Source organism: Flavobacterium beibuense F44-8 (genome assembly GCF_000769915.1).
Lineage (GTDB): Bacteria > Bacteroidota > Bacteroidia > Flavobacteriales > Flavobacteriaceae > Flavobacterium > Flavobacterium beibuense.
This window is the reverse complement of record NZ_JRLV01000003.1, coordinates 54,136-75,100: the sequence shown is the minus strand read 5'-3', so window position 1 is coordinate 75,100 and position 20,965 is coordinate 54,136. Positions and strand designations below refer to the sequence as shown.

Here is a 20,965-nt window from a genome sequence, read left to right as displayed (position 1 = left end):
TTTTTATGTTCTATTATTAAAATCCGTAGTAACTATTAAGAAACAAATACCTGTCCCTGTGTTGCTCTGGTGTGGCAGATGTTTCCGCTCCGATAGTAAGTACATTCATAGTTTCACTAGCTTTGCTAACAGGCCATTGTGGTAGGGTTTCTCCGTTTGGATTACCTGTTTTTATAAAATTAGCCAGGTACTTCACTCCGGTTTGAGATACTTTACGATCCTCTTCAGTCCAGTTATAAAGTTCATTGTTATTGAGGTTACCTAACAGGTATTCAATATCAGAAGCATGAGATGCTCCCGGCAGTGCTGCAGGCATTTGGTTTTCTTTCTTTTCTCCGTCTTCCTCAATTATTCCTCCGGCGAGACCTTCTTTTACACTGCCGAGTTCTGACTTTAACGGAGGGCGTTGCTGTGCAAACTTATATACATACGTTGGCTGTCCGGTTGTATTTTTATGAAGCTCTGCCCACTTCCATGTACTGAAAACTATAAAATTGTCACTCGCTAATGCGGTAGCCGATTGTATTACTTCCTCCTGCGTAGTCCCCGGATACAATTTTAAAACTTCCTCAGCCTTATCGCCAAACATTTGTTTTACCCTCGCAGCATAATTTTCAGCATTAGGATATTGCCCCTGCATGAAAGCCATGTAAGGTATTTCTGCAGATGTCCATCCCACCAGCAAAGGTACTTTTGCCTGATCTCCTGCTGCAAAAGTAGCCGATGGCAACTCAGGTAAAAAATAACCGTCTACAGTGGCTCTTGTATTAAAAGCGCCCCATTTTGAAGCCTCTTCCAATAATGAATCGGCTGGCATTTTTCTCAAATCTACCAGTGTTTGTGCATTAACACGTTTTGCAAAATCGAGTCCGTTTTGTTCTGCCTCATTTAATGGAACAGCATCAAGAGTAGGATTTATCATGGCGCCACTCTCTCCTATTGCTCCGCTTATTAAATCTCTTGATAAAGGTGACGCCATTTGTGCCGATACCGATATTGATCCGGCCGACTCGCCCGCTATAGTGATTTTACTTGGATCTCCGCCAAAAGCAGCAATGTTGTTTTTAACCCAAACCAAAGCTGCATTCTGATCCAGTAAACCATAGTTACCCGATGCGTTATTAGGCGATTCATTAGTCAGTTCAGGGTGTGAAAAGAACCCAAATATCCCTAACCTGTAGTTTAGCGTTACGGTAACGATACCTTCTCTAGCAAGGGTTTCTCCGTCATATCTCCCCTCCGATCCGTCTCCGGCAACAAAACCTCCGCCATAAAAATACACTAATACAGGTAGTTTTTTATCCTTAGCATCGGCAGGAGCCCAAACGTTAAGATAAAGGCAATCTTCACTCATGCCAGACGATCTGAATTTCATATCGCCAAAAACATCTTTTTGCATGGCATTATCCTTAAATGCATCGGCTTTTAAAACACCTTCCCATTTTTGTGGTGGCTGTGGTGCTTTCCATCGCAGTTCGCCAACAGGTGGCTGAGCAAAAGGTATCCCTTTAAAACTGTGTATTCCGCTTGGCAGGGCTACACCTTCAAGGATACCCTGCTCCACTTGTACCTGTAAATCGTTTAGTTTTTTTTCCTGAGTACAGGACGTAAAAATAACGCTGCCAAAAAGCAGCAAGAAGTATTTTTTCATAATAATAGATTCGGTTTAAGCGTAAAGATAACTATAAAGTTATGACATTTGTATTTTTCACTTCACTAATCATAAAGGTACTATGGGTACTACCTATGTGCTTTAAGGTTGTAAGCTTGGTTACCATAAACTCACGGTATTCCTCCATATCGGCAACAAAAATTTTAAGGATGTAATCATAGTCTCCACTTACGTGATAACACTCAATCACCTCGTCCAGCCTAACTACTTCCTGCTCAAAATGAGTAAGGTATTCTTTAGCGTGTTGGGTAAGTTTTAAATGGCAAAAAACTACAAATCCCCTATTTACCTTTTTTTGGTTCAGCACCGCTACATACCTATCAATAACTCCCTCACGCTCCAGTTTTTTTACGCGTTCGTAAACCGCTGTAACAGATAGATTTAATTTTAAAGAAAGTTCTTTAGTGGTTCGTGTACTGTCTTGTTGTAACAGCATCAATATTTTCCTATCGGTTGCATCAAAAGCCATGTGAAAAATTTTCGGTTAAAAACTATAATAAAAACTATTTTATAAATTTTAAATCTACTCAACAGCTATTTGGTAGAAACAAAAACCAAATATATAGATTATCATTGATTTTTATGGTGTTTTTTATTCTCTTTGAAAACATAAACGATTAAAAACAACACATTTATGAAATTCAATCCGGCCGATAATATACAGGATTTACAGTACTTTGGTGAATTTGGAGGAGTAAACCCTTCTATTTCAGATTCATCTACTTATACATTCCTTTCTGCAAAAACAATGTTTGATACATTTGAAGGAAATGCCGATGGATGTTACCTGTACTCCCGTCACTCATCACCAAGTAACCTATATTTAGGTCAGGCACTTGCTGCTATGGAAGGTACAGAAACTGCTAATGTTGCAGCATCTGGTATGGGAGCTATTACGCCTGTATTATTACAACTTTGCGGAGCCGGAGATCACATAGTATCTAGCCGTACTATATATGGCGGTACTTATGCTTTCATGAAAAACTTTTTACCTAAGCTTAATATCACTACTTCGTTTGTTGATATTACTAAGCTTGATGTGGTAGAGGCAGCTATTACCCCTAACACTAAAGTTCTTTACTGTGAGACAGTAAGTAACCCTTTACTTGAGGTTGCTGATATTGAAAGCCTTGCTAAAATTGCTAAAAAACATAATCTTAAACTGGTTGTAGATAATACATTCTCTCCACTATCTGTATCGCCTGCTAAAATGGGTGCCGATGTGGTGATACACAGTCTTACTAAGTTCATTAACGGAAGTAGTGACACTGTGGGTGGTGTAGTTTGCGGTACTCAGGAGTTTATTGATGCGCTTCGCAACGTTAACGATGGTGCAAGCATGCTTTTAGGCCCTACAATGGACAGCCTTAGGGCAGCCAGTATACTTAAAAATTTAAGGACTTTGCACATAAGAATGAAACAACACAGCCATAATGCTACGTATTTGGCTGAGCGTTTCGAACAAGACGGATTAAAAGTAGTATACCCTGGGCTTGAAAGCCACCCTAGCCACAAATTATACAAAGAAATGATTAACCCTGAATATGGTTTTGGAGGTATGATGACTGTTGATGTTGGTTCTCTTGACAAGGCTAACGAGCTTATGGAACTTATGCAACACAAAAACCTTGGCTACCTTGCAGTAAGTTTAGGTTTCTATAAAACTTTATTCAGTGCACCGGGTACTTCTACATCAAGTGAAATACCAATGGAGGAGCAGATTGAAATGGGATTAACAGATGGTCTTATTCGTTTCTCAATAGGACTTGATAACGATATTAATAGAACATATAATATGATGAAGAGCTGCATGCAGGAGCTTGGAATATTATAAGTGTGTATTCAAACATAAACAACTGAAAAAATCCGTTTCTCCTGAAACGGATTTTTTTATTAAATCACAAAAAAGCAACTCAATTAAATCAGTTTTTTTGTAACTAATCAGTAATAAACAGTACTAATTAGCATTATTATATTTCTGAATAAGATTGAGTTTAATTAAATTCGCCATAAAATATAAAAACATGAAAAAACTTTTACTGCTGTTCCTTTTAACGGGAATGGTTGCAACAGCACAACAAAACCTTACCATAGAGCAGGCTACCTATGGGCAATATCAGGCCTACGCACCTAAAAGCCTAACTGCTCCACAATGGAGAACCGATACAAAAACCATTACTTACCTTGACAATACCTACTCTAAACTTATGTCAAGAAGTGAAGAGTCTAACTGGGAGGAAACTACTTTCCTAACAAAACAGGACTTAACAACGGCTCTTAAAGCTAAATTCCCTTCTGATTATTTTAGCTTCCAGATATTCCCTTACAGATACGAATGGAAAGATAAAAACACTATATCTTTTGAAGCTACAGGAACAAACGGTACTTACCTTGTACTTTTTGATGTAGAGAAAAAAGAGGTTAAGCATGCCGTTTCTTTCTCTAAAGATGCTGCACAGCAAACTATGGCTCCAAACGGAACCAAAGCTGCATGGTTAAACGAAAATAATATTGTTATTACCGATGAGAACGGAAACAATACTAACGTTACAAACGATACTGATAAAGGTATTGTAAACGGTAGCGACTATGTACACCGTCAGGAATTTGGTATTAACAAAGGTATGTGGTGGTCTCCTGATAGCAACATGCTTTTATACTACCGTAAGGATGAAACTATGGTGGCAAACTATCCGCTTGTAAACTTTGGCGAGCGTATAGCAAAAGAAAATGATATAAGATATCCAATGGCAGGTATGAAAAGTGAAGAGGTAACTCTTGTGGTTTACAATGTTGCTTCTAAAACTAAAACCACGCTTAAAACCGAAGGTCCTAAAGAGCAGTTTTTAACCTGTGTAACATGGAGTCCTGACAACAAATATGTATTTGTTGGTGTACTTAACCGTGAGCAAAATCATTTAAAACTTAACCGTTATGAAGCTGCTACCGGTAATCTTGTAAATACACTTTTTGAAGAGCAGGCTTCTACTTATGTAGAACCACTTCACAACCTTACATTCCTTCCTAACAGTAATGATAAATTCCTTTACAGAACGGAGAAAGACGGTTACGAGCAACTTTATGTTTATAACACCGATGGTAAGCTAATTAAAAACCTTGGTTATAACGATGTTGTTGTAATGGAACTTTTAAACTTTGATGCTAAAGGAAAAACTGTATTTTATGTAGGTACTGCTAACAATGGTTTAGACAGACAATTATATCAGGTAAACCTTAAATCCGGTAAAACTACACAAATCACTAACGGTTCGGGTACACACTCTGTAATGGTGAGCAGTGACGGATCTCTAGCACTTGACAGCTTTAGCAATACTACTACTCCAAATGATGTAAGCATTATTGCTACAGCTTCTAAAAAAGCTACATCTCTGTTAAAATCAGACAACCCATACACAGGCGTAACCGAACTACCTAAAATGGAACTGGTTACTATAACCGCTGCCGATGGTAAAACTCCTCTTAACGGAAGACTTATTTACCCAGGTAACTTTGATGCTAACAAACAATACCCTGTAATGGTTTATGTATATGGTGGCCCTCATGCACAGTTAGTAACTAACGACTGGTTAGGTGGTGCTTCACTATTTGACTACTATATGGCACAACAGGGATATGTTGTATTTACACTGGATAACAGAGGTAGTGATGCACGTGGGCGTGATTTTGAACATGTAATTCACAGAAACCTTGGTCAGAATGAAATGGCCGATCAAATGAAAGGTGTTGAGTTCCTTAAATCAAAATCGTTTGTAAATCAGGATAAAATTGGGGTTTACGGATGGAGCTTTGGCGGATTCATGTCTACTTCCCTTATGCTTAATCACGGTGATACCTTTAAAGTAGGTGTTGCAGGAGGTCCTGTTTGCGACTGGCAGTATTATGAAGTAATGTATGGTGAGCGCTACATGGATATGCCACAGGAAAATCCTGAAGGTTATGAAAAAGCAAGCGTTGTAAACAAAGCTTCTAAATTAAACGGAAGATTACTTATGATACACGGTGCTCAGGATAATGTGGTTGTACAGCAACACAGCATGCAATTTATTAATGCCTGTATCACTGCAGGAAAACAGGTTGATTACTTCCTATACCCTACTCATGAACACAATGTTCGCGGTAAGGACAGGATTCACCTGAACCACAAAATAGCCGATTATTTTGACACACATTTAAAATAAGATATTATAAAGGAGCCATAGGGCTCCTTTCTTTTTATAATAAAACCAAAAAAAAATAGATTTTGTTTGTATACATTTAATTAAAATGTATATTTGTATTATGTATAGTAAAGAACTCACCAAAGGAACACTACAGCCCATTATCCTGAAACTACTTCATGATAAGGGTAAAATGTATGGTTATGAAATTACACAAACTGTAAAGGATATAACCAGAGGAAAGATAGATATATCTGAAGGAGCACTATACCCTATCCTGCATAAACTGGAAGCCGAAGGTATACTGGAAACAGAGAAAATGTATATTGGCAAAAGGGTACGCAAATACTATCAGGTAACCAGTAGTGGTATAAAAGCTGCACAGCAGGTTACTGACGAACTAAATAACTTTATCAGTACATTATCTATTATTTTTAAAGAAAAAGAAGTTGCCAAATGATACTAAGCGAACAACAAATAGAATATATCTCTGATAACCTGAAGTTTTACGGACTTACTTCAGAAGAGCTTCACAGTGACGTACTGGATCATATATGTTCTCTTATCGAAAATAGTGAACATAACGATTTTGATACCGCTTATAAAGAAGCGATAAAGAACTTTGGCGGTTATAATGAAATGAGAGCCATAGAGCGTGATACCTATTTACTTATCGCCTTTAGGAAAAACATGAGAAGAGAAAAAATTGTTTTGGCTTTAGGATTAGTCAGTGCAATATTTATTTGTATTGGTATACTATTTAAAGTTATGCATTGGCCTTGGGCAAGTATTTCATTAGTAGTAGGATTCTTCTTCCTTATTTTTGGCTTTTTACCGCTGTTTTTCTATCAAAAATACAAACTAAGCTTTGCCAGGAATATTTAGTAGTGACAATAGTAAAAACTACAGAGGCATATTGCCTCATTTTTTTAACTAAAATACATTTTATTAAAATGCATTTTTAAAAATTATTATAAACTAAAAACCATTAATCATGAAAAAATCAATTTATGTATTTGGCTTTATCGCCAGTTTTTTAATCAGTACAGCAATATTGTTTAAAATTATGCACTGGCCCGCAGCAGGTATTCTTTTATTCAGTGGTGTTGTAATTCTAAACTTGGGCTTTCTGCCTGCTTATTTTTATAACAAATATAAAACTCAGGCTTAATTTAAAAGTTAAACAATACCCAGTTATGGGTATTGGACAGCTTAATAAGATCAGATAACTTTGAAAAAACTTTTAAGTAAGATTTGAGTTAGCAGTAAAAATCCGCTTCACGGTAACGTTAGCGGATTTTTTATATTATACTGTTTTAAGAGCATCGATAAGTAAATCAATATCTTCTTTAGTATTGTAGTGACTTAATGAAATACGCAGCGACGGCTTTTTAACATCTTCGTCACTCAGCATTTCCTTTAAAACATGCGAAGGTTTTACACTACCACTTTGACAGGCACTTCCTCTTGACACCGCTATTCCTTTCATGTCCAGATGGAAGAGAATCATCCCCGTTTTTTCATCTGATAATGGTAACATCACATTTACCAGATTATAAAACAAATCGGCTCCTTCGCCATTAACAATGTAACCGGAAAATTCAGAATCAAGTTTTTCAAGTAAATACTGTTTTAATGTTGCTATTTGATCTCTTTCTTCGTGTAAGTGTTTATAAGATAATTCCAGAGCTTTAGCCATACCCACTATTTGATGGATAGCTTCGGTACCGGCTCTCATACCTTTTTCCTGTTCGCCACCATGTATCATAGCATGCAGCGGAGTATTCTTCCTTACAAAAGCAAAGCCAACTCCTTTTGGCCCATGAAATTTATGAGCACTCGCAGCAATAAAATCAATCGGAGTATTGTTTAGATCAAACTCTGTTTTACCTATGGATTGCACTGTATCTGAATGAAAAAAGGCTCCATACTCTTTACACATTTTCCCTACTTTATCAATATCAAGTACAACACCTGTCTCATTATTAACGTGCATAAGGCTAACCAGTGTAGGAATTTTATCAGCTAAAAGCGATTCAAGCTGATTTAAATCGACCTCACCGTTTTGAGCAACATTAACATACTCAACATTTATTTCAAATTCGGTTTTCAGTACCTTAACCGTATTCAACACAGCATGATGCTCTATTTTAGAGGTTATTATACGTTTAACTCCTAAATCCTTAACAGTACTGCGTATAACCCAGTTATCGGCCTCAGTCCCCCCCGATGTAAATATAATTTCTCTGGCTTCAGCCCCTATTAAGGATGCAATAGTTTTTCTTGCTGTTTCCAATAGTACTTTAGCTCCTCTGCCATAACTGTGTGTAGAAGAAGGGTTTCCAAAGTTTTGTGACATTACAGCCGTTATTTCATCAATTACTTCAGGTCTTATAGCTGTGGTAGATGCGTTATCCAGGTATGCTTTTTTCATACCTGCAAAATTACTTAAAAAGCATTTATAAGTACCATATATAATATACAGCTTAATAAAAACGTTTTATCAACTCGGTAAAAACCTTATTTTTGTTGAAAAATATAATTTATGAAAAAGCTATCTGCTCTGTTTGCTATTGTACTGCTGGTATTTGCCTGTGATGATGGTGATATGACATTTAAAGATTTTAACTTTGGTGATGTAACTACAGCACAGTTGTGTACTGCCAACGAATTTTTATACAAGATAAACGGAACAGAAGTACTTATACTTGATGTAAACATTGAGGAATACTTTTCAAATATTGACGGAACCATAGATACTATTACTGTAAACAGCGCCAATAAAGTTATTTACAGAAATTATAGCGGTACAGTAACCTCCTCTGCTATTTGTACATCATTGCCACCTGCAACACCTACTGTTGTTGAAGAATGGAATGCCTCACAGGGTGGTGAGCTTACTGTTACAACTACAAAACTTGTAAGTGATGACGGGGATGTATCTTACGAACACAGCATCTCTATTGTTAGACTTGAATTCGTTAAAGATGATGAGACTATAGTGATTGAAAACCAAAACTATGGTACATATACTACTTCACAAGGATTTGATTTTGATTTTGAAGATTTCTCAAACGGCACTATTAATCCCAGCAAATGTGATAGCGGAGATGAAAGTGCTCCTAAAATAATTTACGAAATAAACTCTCACGAAGTATTAAAAATAATTATTACTTCAGAAAACTTCAATACCTTATTTGTTAATGAAGTTACCGGTATTGATGCTCCAAGAATTCTTGAACTTGACGATGCTGATAACAGGGTAATTTTTGATGTTTACTCCGGTACTGCTTCAGGTACATTAATTTGTAGCAACACCCCTCCTATTACACCTGTTGTAGAACAGCGATGGCTTACTACCGGTGAAATTTGGGTGACAACTGAAGAAGTCGTTGTGGGAGAATTTCAACATACTGTAATATTTCACGATGTTACCTTCTTTAATTCTACCAACAATGAAGAAACTTTTAAACCAACAGAAGACGAAGACGGAAATTATGTTTTCGGACAATTTGGTACAGAATAAAAAAAGCAGCCTAATGGCTGCTTTTTTTATTCTTATCTGTCAGGGTTTTGTTTTATATAAACCTCGGTAGCTCCCAGTCCGTATTTCCTGTAATTGGCATCCTGAAAGCTAATGTTATCATATCTACCCAACAAAAAATCTAATTCTGCTTTAAGTATACCTTCTCCCACTCCGTGAATAAGTACAACTTTAGGCATTCTGTTTTTTATGGCAAAATCAATTTGGCGTTTAGCCGTTTCGGTTTGTAAGGTTAGTATATCATAGTTAGACATACCCTTTTTGTTAGGCACGAGTTTCTCTATATGTAAATCAACCTCCAGTACAAAATCATCTTTTTTAGAACGTTTTTCCTTTACAAAACTCCTTTTTTTAGGCTCTTCCTTATCTTTCAATACAGAAGACAAGCTTTGCGATGAAAATAATGACTTCATATCTCCTGTATCGGCGATTTTAACCAATTCCTGCGCTTCAAAATCAAGCTCAAAGCCTTCGGGAGTTTCAATAACAACTCTGTCTTTTCTAAACCCTTTTACTTTTCCCGAAAAAGAATCATCTAAAACCGTTACCTCATCACCTATATTAAATGTCTTCATCTCTATTTTCTCTTTCATCTCTTTCTTCCTTGCCTGGCACTTTTGCCATAAGTCGCATTAAACCAAAAGCAAAAACTGCAAAAGCAAGAATCATTAATATTTTGTTAGGCTGATCTTTAGACTGCTCATAAAAAGCCCAAAAAGCGGCCACAAACATTAATATTATAAAAATTGTTCTCATAGTGTTTATTAAGACTCCAAATTTACTATAAGTTTTTAAATAAAAAATCCCGCACATGGCGGGATTAATATATTTCTAGTATTGAAGTACTTTGAATTACATTCTACCCCCCATAGAGGCAGCAGCACCTATACCTATAACAATTAAAAGTATATAAAGAACAATTACAATAAGAGTAAAAATACCCATAAACCTAAAATATGATTTTAGGTTTTTCATAGACTCAGTAAGATCTTCTGTTCTGTTACTTAATAAAGCCTGTTTTGTTCTTGAAGAAAATTTATACAGGTATAATGTAGGTATGAAAGCCAAAGCCACTACTAAAAGATAAAAAATTCCAAAAACAGAACCTGATAAACCTCCCATAGCACCTCCCATGGCAGATCCCATAGCGCTACCTAAAGCAAGCATTGAAAATCCTCCAAGAGCTCCTAAACCTAAAAATACGAAACCTACAATTGCTAAGAAGCCTGACCATTTAGCAGCAACTCTTAGATACTCTTTAGACTCGTTAGTAATTTGTAATTCAAAAGAATCAAATGCGGAATTATTTTCCATAAAACAAAATTGTTAGTTAATAATTAATTGGTTATTTAATGTGTTTGTTATTTTTCAAATTCTTTAAGCGTCGATGTAATGATATTTACACAGTCTAACAATTGCTCCTCATTCATAACTAATGGTGGTGCAAATCGAATTATGTTACCATGGGTTGGTTTTGCTAATAATCCATGTTCTTTTAGTTTAACACAAATATCCCATGCTGTAGAACTGTCTTCTGTATCATTGATAACTATAGCATTAAGTAATCCCTTACCTCTTACTAAAGTAACTATATTGCTTTCGCTAATATATTCATTTATTTTATCACGGAAAAGAACACCTAATTTTTCTGCATTTTCAGCAAGTTTTTCGTCTTGAATTACTTCAAGGGCTGCTATTGCGACAGCTGCTGCAACCGGATTACCTCCAAAAGTAGAACCGTGCTGTCCCGGCTTAATAACATCCATAACACTGTTATTAGCTAATACTGCCGATACAGGATAAGCCCCTCCTGAAAGTGCTTTTCCTAAAATAAGAATATCCGGAGTTACATTTTCATGGTTAACTGCAAGTAATTTACCTGTTCTTGCTATACCGGTTTGAACCTCATCTGCAATAAACAGTACATTATGTTTTTCACAAAGTGCTTTTGCTTTAGCTAAATACCCTTCTGAAGGTACATAAACTCCTGCTTCTCCCTGTATAGGCTCTACCAGGAATCCTGCAATATCACTATTATTTTTTAAAGTTTCTTCCAGCACCTCTAGGTTATCATATTCTATTTTGATGAAACCTTCAGTATACGGACCGAAGTTTTTCCTTGCGTCCTCATCATTAGAGAACGAAATTATTGTTGTTGTTCTACCGTGGAAGTTGTTTTTACAAACTACTATTTTAGCCTGCTGCTCAGCAATTCCTTTTTTCTCATAAGCCCATTTACGGCAAAGTTTAATTGCTGTTTCCACAGCCTCAGCACCGGTATTCATTGGCAGTACTTTATCAAAACCAAAATATTTGGTTATAAACTCTTCGTATCTGCCCAGCTTGTCATTATAAAAAGCTCTTGATGTTAATGTTAGGGTTTGAGCCTGCTCCATCATTGCACCTACAATTTTAGGATGGCAATGTCCCTGATTTACTGCCGAATAAGCCGATAGAAAATCGTAATATTTTTTACCTTCAACATCCCACACATAAACACCTTCTCCTTTGCTTAAAACTACCGGAAGCGGGTGATAATTATGCGCTCCGTATTTGTCTTCTAAAGCAATGGCATCTGCCGAACTCAATTTTTCTAAAACTGACATTGTAATCTAAATTTTTAATTTTCACTTTACAATTCCTGCTTAGTTAGGAGAGAAATCATCCTTTGCTGCAAATTAATAAAATTAAAACGATTTATTATTTATTTTGAGTAAAATGTAATTAAAAATCCCTCACGCAGTATTGCAGTGAGGGATTTGTAAAATTTAGCATTTTTAAACTAGAAAGCTACTTCGTCGGCACTTGGGCCATAACTACCCGGTATAGGTATATTAAGTAATCTTAAATACACACCTAGCTGTGCCCTGTGATGTACAACCTGCGAGTAAGCCATCCTTATTACACTATATTTAGTATACGAATTAAGAATTTGCTCTCCGTTTCTCAGTGTCCATGGTTCGTTAAAATCTTTCACATCGATTTTTTCAAGTCCGTCTTTTGCATTTTTAAGCGACTCTTCAAAATAATCCAGTAATTCACCTGTGTTTTTAACATCCTTAGGTTCATAAGGGTTATCTGCAAAGTCAAGTTCATGAGTATCTACAGCCATAGCTACACATCCCGGCAATTCTGCCACGTGTGAAGCAAGCCTACCCAGTGTCATGCTTTTAGGGTGTGGCTGCCAGTCGAACTTCTCTGGTGGTACCCTGCTAAGCATTTTACGGGTTGTTCTTGACTCTTCATTCAATTCCTGTTTTAGTAATGCGATTAATTCCATAACTGTTGTGGTTTATTTGTTTGACATTACAAAGTAAACCCTGTGTTATGACAACAGTATGTCAGTAGGATTTTAAAGATTCATTTTTTCTGAAATTCGTTCCAAAAGTTTCTTCATATCAGTTTTAAGCGATAATGGCTCAATCAGTTCTGCCTGATCACCAAACATAGCAAGCCACCTTACAAAACCCTGCTGTGGTGATTGGGTTAAAAAAGTCATTTCTATATTGTCATCGCTAACTTTTTCTGAAACAAAGCCATAATAATGCTTATGTTCCTGTATGTACAAAGCCATAGCTTTATCTACCCTAATAATTACTTTTTGTAAAGTGAGACTTGCTTTTGCTCTTTCACGCATTTCATTAAATTCCTTTAGTGAAGTACGCTCCTGTTGCAGTTCATCTGTAAGTTCAATACTTACTACCCTGTCTAACCTAAACTGCCTGTAACTATCTCTTAAATGACAGTACCCTATAGTGTACCAGTTTTCATATTCATGGAACACCCCTATAGGCTCTATTTTTCTTTCGAGACTTTCTTCGTTTCCAAAGGCCTTATACTCTAGTTTTATAACTTTCTTATCTGATATGGCTTTAAGCAATGTATCCAGTATATTACCCGACGGAGAAGCATTGGTTTTTCTCTGGGTTACCATTATCTGGTTTTCTAAATTTTCCACAAGGTCTTTCTCGGTTCCTCTTAAAACTGCCTTTACCTTATACATAGCCGAAGAAAAATGATTTTGCAGGGAATCATCAGTAAACTTTTCCATAAGCTTTTCGGCAGTTAAAAAGGCTATAGCCTCTTCCCTGCTAAACATTACTGGTGGAAGCCTGTATCCTTCTACCAGGGAGTAGCCTACTCCGGCCTCACCATATAAAGGCACTCCGGCTTCTTCAAGTGTGCGGATATCACGATATACAGTACGAAGACTTATATCAAACCTGTCGGCAAGATCTTGTGCTTTAACTACCCTTTTAGACTGTAGTTGTATTAATATTGCAGTAATACGGTCAAAACGATTCATTTGATTAAGATGATTGATTAGCCAAATATACTACAAATAAAAAAGCCCCAAAAAGGGGCTTTACTAAGTAACCTTTGTAATTTAATTATTGCTGCACAAGCGTTGCATTCGAAGTTATTTTTGTATTAAGCAATCGAGATATAGGACAATTGCTTTCTGCTTTCGTTACCAGTTGTTGAAACTCGTCTGTACTAATCTTAGCTACTTTAGCCACAACCGACAGGTGAGACTCAACTATACTTCCATTTTGAAAATCAATATCACATTTGGTTTCAATAGAATCTACCTCATACCCTGCCTCATTAATATAGGCTGTAAGCTGCATGGTAAAACAGCCTGAATGGGCTGCTGCCACGAGTTCTTCGGGGTTTGTTCCGTTACCGTCTTCAAAACGGGTTTTAAATGAATATTGTGTGTTATTTAAAACAGTACTTTGTGTTGTTAATTTTCCGGCACCTTCTTTCAATGATCCTTCCCAATGGGCAGTTGCATGTCTTTTCATAAATCTTTTTATTTGGTTTCTTTATTCCTTATAAAGTTACTAAACAGATAAATACCAAATAATCAACAATTTAAATTTAACATAACATTAAAATTGAGAACTTATTTTTCAGATTTCTCTAACATTGTAAGTAACTTAATGGTAGTGTTCCAGTTACGCGTTGTAGCCCTCAACTTAAGTTTTGATTCGATAAGATTATTACTCAGTTTAGAATCGGATGCTTTCGTTGCGAGCTTAAAGTATAATATATCATCATTAAACTCAATACTGTCATCACCTATAGATGCATCATAAAGCTTTTGGGTATTTTCTTTTTGTGGGATTTCCGACAGAAAAGTAACATATAGTTTTTTACTCCCCTCTTCCAGCTCGTCTCTTGTAGCATAAGGATTATTTGCAGCAACTTTGTTCATATCTGCCATATCAAGTACAAACACGGTAATATCATAACCGTATTCTTTTTTGATAAGTGACTCAATAGCAGCTGATAATTTTGCCTTAGATGTTTCTTTAGCCTTAAAAACCACATTGCCACTTTGTATATAGGTTTGTACATTACCATAGCCTGCCAGATCCATTTGCTTTCGCAAACTTTCCATTTTTATTATGTTTTTACCGCTTACGTTTATCCCTCTGAAAAGTGCCAGATATAGTGCCATTATTTTTGTTTGATTAGTTTAATTACAAATTTATTTAAATTTTATAGCCAATAGTTTATTTTTGCCGCATGGGAAGAAAAAGATCAGACAAGATCGTATTTGACAATGTCAAGGTTCTTGATGCAGGCGCAAAAGGAGTATCGGTAGCTAAAGCTCCCGATGGTAAGGTTATATTTATACCAAATGTGGTACCCGGAGACGTAGTAGACGTGCAAACCTTTAAGAAAAGGAAAGCCTATTACGAAGGTAGGGCTATTAATATTCATGAATTCTCTGAACACAGAACAGAGCCTGTGTGTAGTCATTTTGGTTCCTGCGGGGGCTGTAAATGGCAAAACATGAAATACAGTCAGCAGTTGTTCTATAAAAATCAGGAGGTATTCAATAACCTTAAGCGTATTGGTAAAATAGAACTACCTGAATTTGAACCAATACTTGGTTCTGAAAAACAATTCTTTTACCGTAACAAAATGGAATTCTCTTTCTCTAATTCACGTTGGATGACAGAAGAGGAAATACAAAGTGGTAAAGAAATTGACAACGCCAATGCACTTGGATTCCACATCCCTAAAATGTGGGACAAAATTCTTGATATTACCCACTGTAGCTTACAGGAAGATCCAAGTAACGCCATAAGAAACGAAATAAGGGACTTTGCTAATAAAAATGGACTAACTTTCTTTAATCCCCGTAACCATGAAGGGCTACTACGTACGCTTATGATACGTACTGCCTCTACAGGTGAGATTATGGTACTTATCCAGTTTTTTGAGGACGATAAGGAGAACAGAGAGCTTATTCTTGATTTCCTTGCCGATCGTTTCCCTCAAATCACTTCGTTACAATATGTGATTAACAGTAAAGCTAATGATACACTTTACGATCAGGATATTATACTTTACAAAGGTCGTGACTATATCCTTGAAGAGATGGAAGGTTTGAAATTTAGTATTAATGCTAAGTCGTTTTATCAAACCAATTCTGACCAGGCTTATGAGCTTTATAAAATAACACGTGAATTTGCAGGACTTACCGGAAACGAATTGGTATACGATTTGTATACAGGTACAGGAACCATTGCACAGTTCGTTTCTAAAAAAGCTAAAAAAGTTATTGGTGTTGAGGCAGTGCCTGAAGCAATTGCCGATGCTAAGGAAAATGCTAAACGTAATGAAATAACCAACTGTGACTTTTTTGTGGGTGACATGAAGGTGGTATTTAATGAAGAGTTTATAAACACACACGGTACTCCTGATGTAATTATAACCGACCCACCACGCGATGGTATGCACAAAGATGTTGTAGAGCAAATATTAAAAATTGCTCCTAAGAAAGTGGTTTATGTAAGCTGTAATTCGGCTACACAGGCAAGAGACCTTGCATTAATGGACGAAAAATACAAAGTAACACGCGTTCGCCCTGTTGATATGTTCCCGCAAACACATCACGTGGAAAATGTTGTACTTTTGGAAAAACGATAATAATTTCTGTAATTTATCACTATGAAAAAAATAATAACAGTCTTTCTACTGGCACTCCTTACAGCTGTTAGCTTTTGGAGTTGTGAAAAAGATGATATATGTGCCGAAGGCACAGTAACAACACCTAGCCTTATTATTGAATTTTATAACCGTGATAACCATACAGATCCTAAAAATGTTACCTTTTTCAGTTACTTTTCGGCAGATTTAGATACCATAGGTACTATTAATGGTACAAACCATATTGAAGTGCCTTTACGTACTGATACTACCGCTACAACATGGAATTTTAGATTAGGTTCGTCCCAGCTTGGTGAAATAACTTATAATACCGATGTTATTACTTTTAACTACGAGACTAAAGAGTTATTTGTTTCCCGTGCCTGTGGTTTTAAAAGCAATTTTACACTAAACCTACAAAACGGAACAGCGCCTGATCCTCTTGTAATTGAAGACTCTGAAGATGAAGAAGGTCTTTGGATACAGGAATACACTATTGAAGAGTCAAACATTGAAAACGAAGATGAAGTACACGTCAAAATTTATTTTTAGTATCGTTTTAATGTTGGCCATCATGCCGGCATTTTCGCAGGAACAAAAAACAGATACCGTGCAAAAGCCCAAAACGGATAAGTATGGTATTCGTGTTGGTGCCGATTTATACAGGTTTGCCCGTTCTTTTTATGATCACGATTTTCAGGGATTTGAAATTGTTGCCGATTACAGGCTTACAAAAAAGATATATGCTGCCGGAGAAATAGGTAATACCAAAATTACGGTAAATGACGACCAGTTGAACTTCACTACCAACGGTAGTTATATAAAACTTGGTTTTGATTACAATGCCTACGAGAACTGGCTGGACATGCAAAACATGATATATATTGGTTTCCGTTATGGTTTCAGCAGTTACAGTCAAACACTTAACAGTTATAAGATATATGATGATTCAGGATATTTTGAGCAAACTGTGGTTTACCCTAATCAGGAATACAGTGGCCTGAGTGCCCACTGGCTGGAGTTTGTAGGGGGAATTAAAGCCGAGTTATTTAATAACCTGTATTTAGGTTTTAGTGTGAGATTAAAAGCTCTTATCACAGATAAAAAGCCGGATAATTTTGACAACCTTTATATTCCCGGATTTAACCGTACTTATGACGGAAGCTTTGGTGCAGGGTTTAACTACACCCTTTCATATACCATTCCGCTATACAAAAGAGCCAAATAATATTTATTATATAGCAATAGGAAAAGCGTGAGTTTCTACTTGCGCTTTTTTTGTTTAGGTTCTTAATATTTTTATAAAAAAATTAATACTAAAATGAGCAATTAGCGTTAAATTGCATAATCAATTTAATGAAGGGAAAACCACTTTGACATGAATGAAATAAAGATATTATGGGTTGATGATGAAATCGACCTGTTAAAACCACATATACTGTTTTTAGAAAAGAAAAACTATAAAGTTACTACAGCAAATAACGGGCAGGATGCCTTAGACCTTTTTGACCAAGAAAGTTTTGATATTGTTTTCCTTGATGAAAATATGCCGGGACTTAGCGGACTGGAAACACTTGCCGAGATTAAGGAGAAAAAATCATCTGTACCGGTAATTATGATTACCAAGAGTGAAGAGGAATACATTATGGAAGAGGCTATCGGTTCTAAAATTGCCGATTACCTTATAAAACCCGTAAATCCAAACCAGATTTTACTTAGCCTTAAAAAGAACCTGGACAATTCAAGACTGGTATCTGAAAAAACTACACTTGACTATCAAAAAGAATTCAGGAAAATTGCCATGGACATGTCAATGGTAAACAGTTATGAAGACTGGATTGACCTGTATAAAAAACTGGTTTTCTGGGAAATTGAGCTTGAGAATATTGAAGACCACAGTATGATTGAAATACTGGAATCACAAAAGCTTGAAGCCAACTCTCAGTTTGGTAAATTTATAGAGAAAAACTACGAAGACTGGTTTGATCCTAAAGAGGATGATAAGCCTGTACTGTCTCATACCCTTTTTAAAGAACTGGTTGTTCCTGAAATCAAAAAGAAACAGCCTATACTGTTTGTGGTTATAGATAACCTTAGGTACGACCAGTGGAAAGCTTTTGAAAGTGTAGTAAACAACCACTACAAACTGGAAAAAGAAAATACTTACTTCTCTATCCTTCCTACTGCTACCCAGTATGCGCGTAACGCTATCTTCTCGGGTCTTATGCCGTTAGAGATGGAAAAGAAATATCCGCAGTACTGGAAAAATGATGTAGATGAGGGCGGAAAGAACCTTTTTGAGGCTGAGTTCCTTACCGAGCAAATTAAGCGTTTAGGTCTTAACACAAAACAGGAGTACTATAAAATTACCAACTTTAAAGACGGTAAAAAACTAGTAGATAACTTTAAAGGGCTTAAAAACAATGATCTTACCACGATAGTATACAACTTTGTAGATATGCTTTCGCATGCCAAAACCGAAATGGACGTGGTAAAAGAACTTGCAAGTAACGACAAGGCTTACAGGTCGCTAACCCTTAGCTGGTTTAAAAACTCGCCACTTTTGGAAATGATACAACAGGCTCAACAAATGGGCTTTAAGCTTATACTTACTACAGATCACGGTACCATAAACGTTAAAAACCCTTCAAAAGTTATTGGTGACAGGAATACAAGCCTTAACCTTCGTTACAAAACCGGGCGTAGCCTTACTTATGAGGATAAAGACGTATACCATGTAAAAGATCCAAAAAGTATACACCTACCGGCTGTAAATATGAGCAGTTCGTTTATTTTTGCTAAAAACGATCTTTTCCTTGCTTATGTAAATAACTTTAACCATTATGTAAGCTATTACAGAAATACCTATCAGCATGGTGGTATTTCACTGGAAGAAATGATTATACCGTTTTTAGTGTTCAACCCAAAATAGGTGAAGTACTTATGGAAATTACATTTTCCTTAGATGAGATAGACAGCGTTGCACAGCAAATACTGTCTGCCAATATAAAAAATATAGTTTTGTTCCATGCCGGTATGGGCGTGGGCAAAACTACCCTTATAAAAGCTTTGGCTAAACAGCTTGGAGTTCAGGATATGACCTCCAGCCCTACCTTTTCACTGGTAAATGAATATGAAACCGAAAATGGTGATATCCTTTACCATTTTGACCTGTATCGTTTAAATACCGAAGAAGAGGCTTATGATATGGGTATAGACGAATACTTCTATTCGGGTAATCTGTGCCTTATAGAATGGCCCGAAAAAACACCTAATCTTATCCCTTTAGATCATACGGCAATTACCATTAAACAACTGCCCGACGGTAAAAGGCATGTAGTTGTAAAATAGTTATTTAACTTAACATTATTTTTGTAAATTGTATCAAAATATTTCAGCCCAACCATCATGTCGTTAACACCCTTTACAAAACAGCAATTGCTTCCGCAGGAGGAGAAACTTGAAGTAGGAAAGCAGCGAAGTGACCTGTTTATAGGAATCCCAAAAGAAACATCTTATCAGGAACGAAGAATATGCCTTACACCTGATGCTGTTGCATCACTTGTAGCACACGGGCACCGTGTTATGATCGAAGCGGGAGCCGGAGTTAGTTCCAGCTACAGCGATAAGGAGTTTAGCGATGCCGGAGCCGAAATAACCAGCGATACAAAAAAAGTGTTCAGCTGCCCTGTAATACTAAAGGTTGAACCGCCTACACTACAGGAAATAGAAATGATGGCTCATCAGGGGTTACTTATTTCTGCCATACAGATAAAAACACAAAAGAAAGAATATTTTGAAGCTTTAGCATCAAAAAAAATAACCGGACTTGCATTTGAATTCATAAAGGACGAGGATGGTTCCTACCCTGCCGTAAAATCATTAAGTGAGATTGCAGGTACCGCTTCGGTACTTATCGCTTCAGAACTGATGATTAACCAAAAGATAGGGAAAGGCCTGCTTTTGGGGAACATAACTGGAGTACCGCCCACAGAGGTTGTTATTGTAGGTGCCGGTACTGTAGCCGAATATGCTGCCAGAACTGCACTGGGTCTTGGAGCCAACGTAAAAGTGTTTGATAATTCGATCACCAAACTTCGTAGGCTGCAAAACAATCTTAACCAAAGGATATTCACCTCTACCATACAGGAAAAGGTGCTGCTAAAAGCCTTAATGCGTTGTGATGTGGCTATTGGTGCTATGAGAGGTAAAAACCGTACACCTATTGTAGTTACCGAAAACATGGTGGAACGTATGAAAAAAGGAGCAGTGATTATTGATGTTTGTATTGACACCGGTGGTTGCTTTGAAACATCTGAAATAACAACTCACGAAAAGCCTACCTTTATAAAAAACAACGTAATTCACTATTGTGTACCTAATATACCGTCACGTTACTCTAAAACAGCTTCTATGTCTATTAGTAATATAATTACTCCGTTTTTACTGCAAATTGCTGAAGACGGTGGTATAGAAAGCTCTATAAGATGTAATTACGGACTTAAAAACGGGATTTACTTTTATCACGGACTGTTAACCAATCGCCCTGTTGCCGAATGGTTTAATATACCTTTTAGGGACATTAACCTTTTAATTTTTTAAAGAGTTTAACTACTCTGTCAA

At 36.5% G+C, this 20,965-nt stretch carries 23 protein-coding genes; 12 read left to right on the top strand and 11 right to left on the bottom strand.

Annotation, left to right across the window (positions count from 1 at the left end):
- Positions 1–16: 16 nt before the first annotated feature.
- Positions 17–1,651, bottom strand: a complete 1,635-nt coding sequence (locus Q763_RS02440) for a carboxylesterase/lipase family protein (protein ID WP_035130859.1) — start codon at positions 1,649–1,651, stop codon at positions 17–19.
- A gap of 31 nt (positions 1,652–1,682) precedes the next feature.
- Positions 1,683–2,141 (bottom strand): Lrp/AsnC family transcriptional regulator, encoded by a 459-nt coding sequence (locus tag Q763_RS02435; RefSeq protein ID WP_035130857.1) that lies wholly within the window; start codon positions 2,139–2,141, stop codon positions 1,683–1,685.
- 165 nt (positions 2,142–2,306) lie between these two features.
- Between Q763_RS02435 and Q763_RS02430 the strand changes: the two genes are divergently transcribed.
- From Q763_RS02430 to Q763_RS17890, 5 genes are all read left to right on the top strand, one after another.
- Positions 2,307–3,506, top strand: a complete 1,200-nt coding sequence (locus Q763_RS02430) for an aminotransferase class I/II-fold pyridoxal phosphate-dependent enzyme (RefSeq protein ID WP_035130855.1) — start codon at positions 2,307–2,309, stop codon at positions 3,504–3,506.
- A 190-nt stretch (positions 3,507–3,696) separates the two neighbouring features.
- Positions 3,697–5,871, top strand: a complete 2,175-nt coding sequence (locus tag Q763_RS02425) for a S9 family peptidase (protein WP_035130853.1) — start codon at positions 3,697–3,699, stop codon at positions 5,869–5,871.
- A 100-nt stretch (positions 5,872–5,971) separates the two neighbouring features.
- Entirely contained in the window at positions 5,972–6,310 is a 339-nt protein-coding gene (locus Q763_RS02420) for a PadR family transcriptional regulator (protein ID WP_035130851.1), read from the top strand.
- Positions 6,307–6,735 carry a hypothetical protein gene (locus tag Q763_RS18020; protein WP_232297491.1) on the top strand — a complete coding sequence of 143 codons (429 nt, stop codon included), beginning with the start codon at positions 6,307–6,309 and terminating at the stop codon, positions 6,733–6,735. Before Q763_RS02420 ends, Q763_RS18020 begins: the two co-directional genes overlap by 4 nt.
- A 109-nt stretch (positions 6,736–6,844) precedes the next feature.
- A complete protein-coding gene (locus Q763_RS17890) occupies positions 6,845–7,021 on the top strand; it encodes a hypothetical protein (protein WP_198133432.1) in 177 nt (58 codons plus the stop codon).
- A 135-nt stretch (positions 7,022–7,156) separates the two neighbouring features.
- On the opposite strand, the gene Q763_RS02410 is transcribed toward Q763_RS17890, so the two are convergent.
- Positions 7,157–8,284, bottom strand: coding sequence for a cysteine desulfurase family protein (locus Q763_RS02410; protein ID WP_035130842.1), 1,128 nt, complete (start codon positions 8,282–8,284; stop codon positions 7,157–7,159).
- Positions 8,285–8,395: 111 nt separating this feature from the next.
- On the opposite strand from Q763_RS02410, the gene Q763_RS17325 reads away from it, so the two are divergent.
- Positions 8,396–9,376, top strand: coding sequence for a hypothetical protein (locus tag Q763_RS17325; protein WP_052123197.1), 981 nt, complete (start codon positions 8,396–8,398; stop codon positions 9,374–9,376).
- Between the two features lie 32 nt (positions 9,377–9,408).
- Here Q763_RS17325 and Q763_RS02400 read toward each other — a convergent pair whose 3' ends face one another.
- The 8 genes from Q763_RS02400 to Q763_RS02365 form a co-directional block, all read right to left on the bottom strand.
- The gene (locus Q763_RS02400; RefSeq protein WP_232297490.1) at positions 9,409–9,987 is read right to left on the bottom strand and encodes a Smr/MutS family protein; all 579 of its coding nucleotides are present in this window, start codon (positions 9,985–9,987) and stop codon (positions 9,409–9,411) included.
- On the bottom strand, positions 9,956–10,150 hold the full coding sequence (locus Q763_RS02395; RefSeq protein ID WP_035130840.1) for a hypothetical protein: 195 nt from the start codon (positions 10,148–10,150) through the stop codon (positions 9,956–9,958). The genes Q763_RS02400 and Q763_RS02395 overlap by 32 nt, the downstream gene beginning before the upstream one ends.
- Before the next feature lie 96 nt (positions 10,151–10,246).
- The gene (locus Q763_RS02390) at positions 10,247–10,708 is read right to left on the bottom strand and encodes a DUF5362 family protein (protein WP_035130838.1); all 462 of its coding nucleotides are present in this window, start codon (positions 10,706–10,708) and stop codon (positions 10,247–10,249) included.
- Positions 10,709–10,755: 47 nt separating this feature from the next.
- Positions 10,756–12,000: an ornithine--oxo-acid transaminase gene (gene rocD, locus Q763_RS02385; RefSeq protein ID WP_035130836.1), complete on the bottom strand. Its 1,245-nt coding sequence runs from the start codon at positions 11,998–12,000 to the stop codon at positions 10,756–10,758.
- 176 nt (positions 12,001–12,176) lie between these two features.
- Complete coding sequence (locus tag Q763_RS02380) at positions 12,177–12,674, bottom strand: DinB family protein (protein WP_035130835.1); 498 nt, start codon at positions 12,672–12,674, stop codon at positions 12,177–12,179.
- A 72-nt stretch (positions 12,675–12,746) separates the two neighbouring features.
- Positions 12,747–13,700, bottom strand: coding sequence for a helix-turn-helix transcriptional regulator (locus tag Q763_RS02375; RefSeq protein ID WP_035130833.1), 954 nt, complete (start codon positions 13,698–13,700; stop codon positions 12,747–12,749).
- A gap of 85 nt (positions 13,701–13,785) precedes the next feature.
- Positions 13,786–14,202 (bottom strand): OsmC family protein, encoded by a 417-nt coding sequence (locus tag Q763_RS02370; RefSeq protein ID WP_035130830.1) that lies wholly within the window; start codon positions 14,200–14,202, stop codon positions 13,786–13,788.
- Positions 14,203–14,303: 101 nt separating this feature from the next.
- Positions 14,304–14,861 (bottom strand): DUF1697 domain-containing protein, encoded by a 558-nt coding sequence (locus Q763_RS02365; protein WP_035130828.1) that lies wholly within the window; start codon positions 14,859–14,861, stop codon positions 14,304–14,306.
- Between the two features lie 68 nt (positions 14,862–14,929).
- On the opposite strand from Q763_RS02365, the gene rlmD reads away from it, so the two are divergent.
- The 6 genes from rlmD (at position 14,930) to Q763_RS02335 (ending at position 20,944) form a co-directional block, all read left to right on the top strand.
- A complete protein-coding gene (gene rlmD, locus Q763_RS02360; RefSeq protein ID WP_035130826.1) occupies positions 14,930–16,342 on the top strand; it encodes a 23S rRNA (uracil(1939)-C(5))-methyltransferase RlmD in 1,413 nt (470 codons plus the stop codon).
- Positions 16,343–16,363: 21 nt separating this feature from the next.
- The gene (locus Q763_RS02355; RefSeq protein ID WP_035130824.1) at positions 16,364–16,894 is read left to right on the top strand and encodes a DUF6452 family protein; all 531 of its coding nucleotides are present in this window, start codon (positions 16,364–16,366) and stop codon (positions 16,892–16,894) included.
- A 22-nt stretch (positions 16,895–16,916) separates the two neighbouring features.
- Complete coding sequence (locus tag Q763_RS02350) at positions 16,917–17,570, top strand: DUF6048 family protein (protein ID WP_232297489.1); 654 nt, start codon at positions 16,917–16,919, stop codon at positions 17,568–17,570.
- Between the two features lie 150 nt (positions 17,571–17,720).
- Complete coding sequence (porX, locus tag Q763_RS02345; RefSeq protein ID WP_035130820.1) at positions 17,721–19,274, top strand: T9SS response regulator signal transducer PorX; 1,554 nt, start codon at positions 17,721–17,723, stop codon at positions 19,272–19,274.
- An 11-nt stretch (positions 19,275–19,285) separates the two neighbouring features.
- Entirely contained in the window at positions 19,286–19,693 is a 408-nt protein-coding gene (gene tsaE / locus Q763_RS02340) for a tRNA (adenosine(37)-N6)-threonylcarbamoyltransferase complex ATPase subunit type 1 TsaE (RefSeq protein WP_035130818.1), read from the top strand.
- 57 nt (positions 19,694–19,750) lie between these two features.
- Complete coding sequence (locus Q763_RS02335; protein WP_035130816.1) at positions 19,751–20,944, top strand: alanine dehydrogenase; 1,194 nt, start codon at positions 19,751–19,753, stop codon at positions 20,942–20,944.
- Positions 20,945–20,965 lie beyond the last annotated feature (21 nt).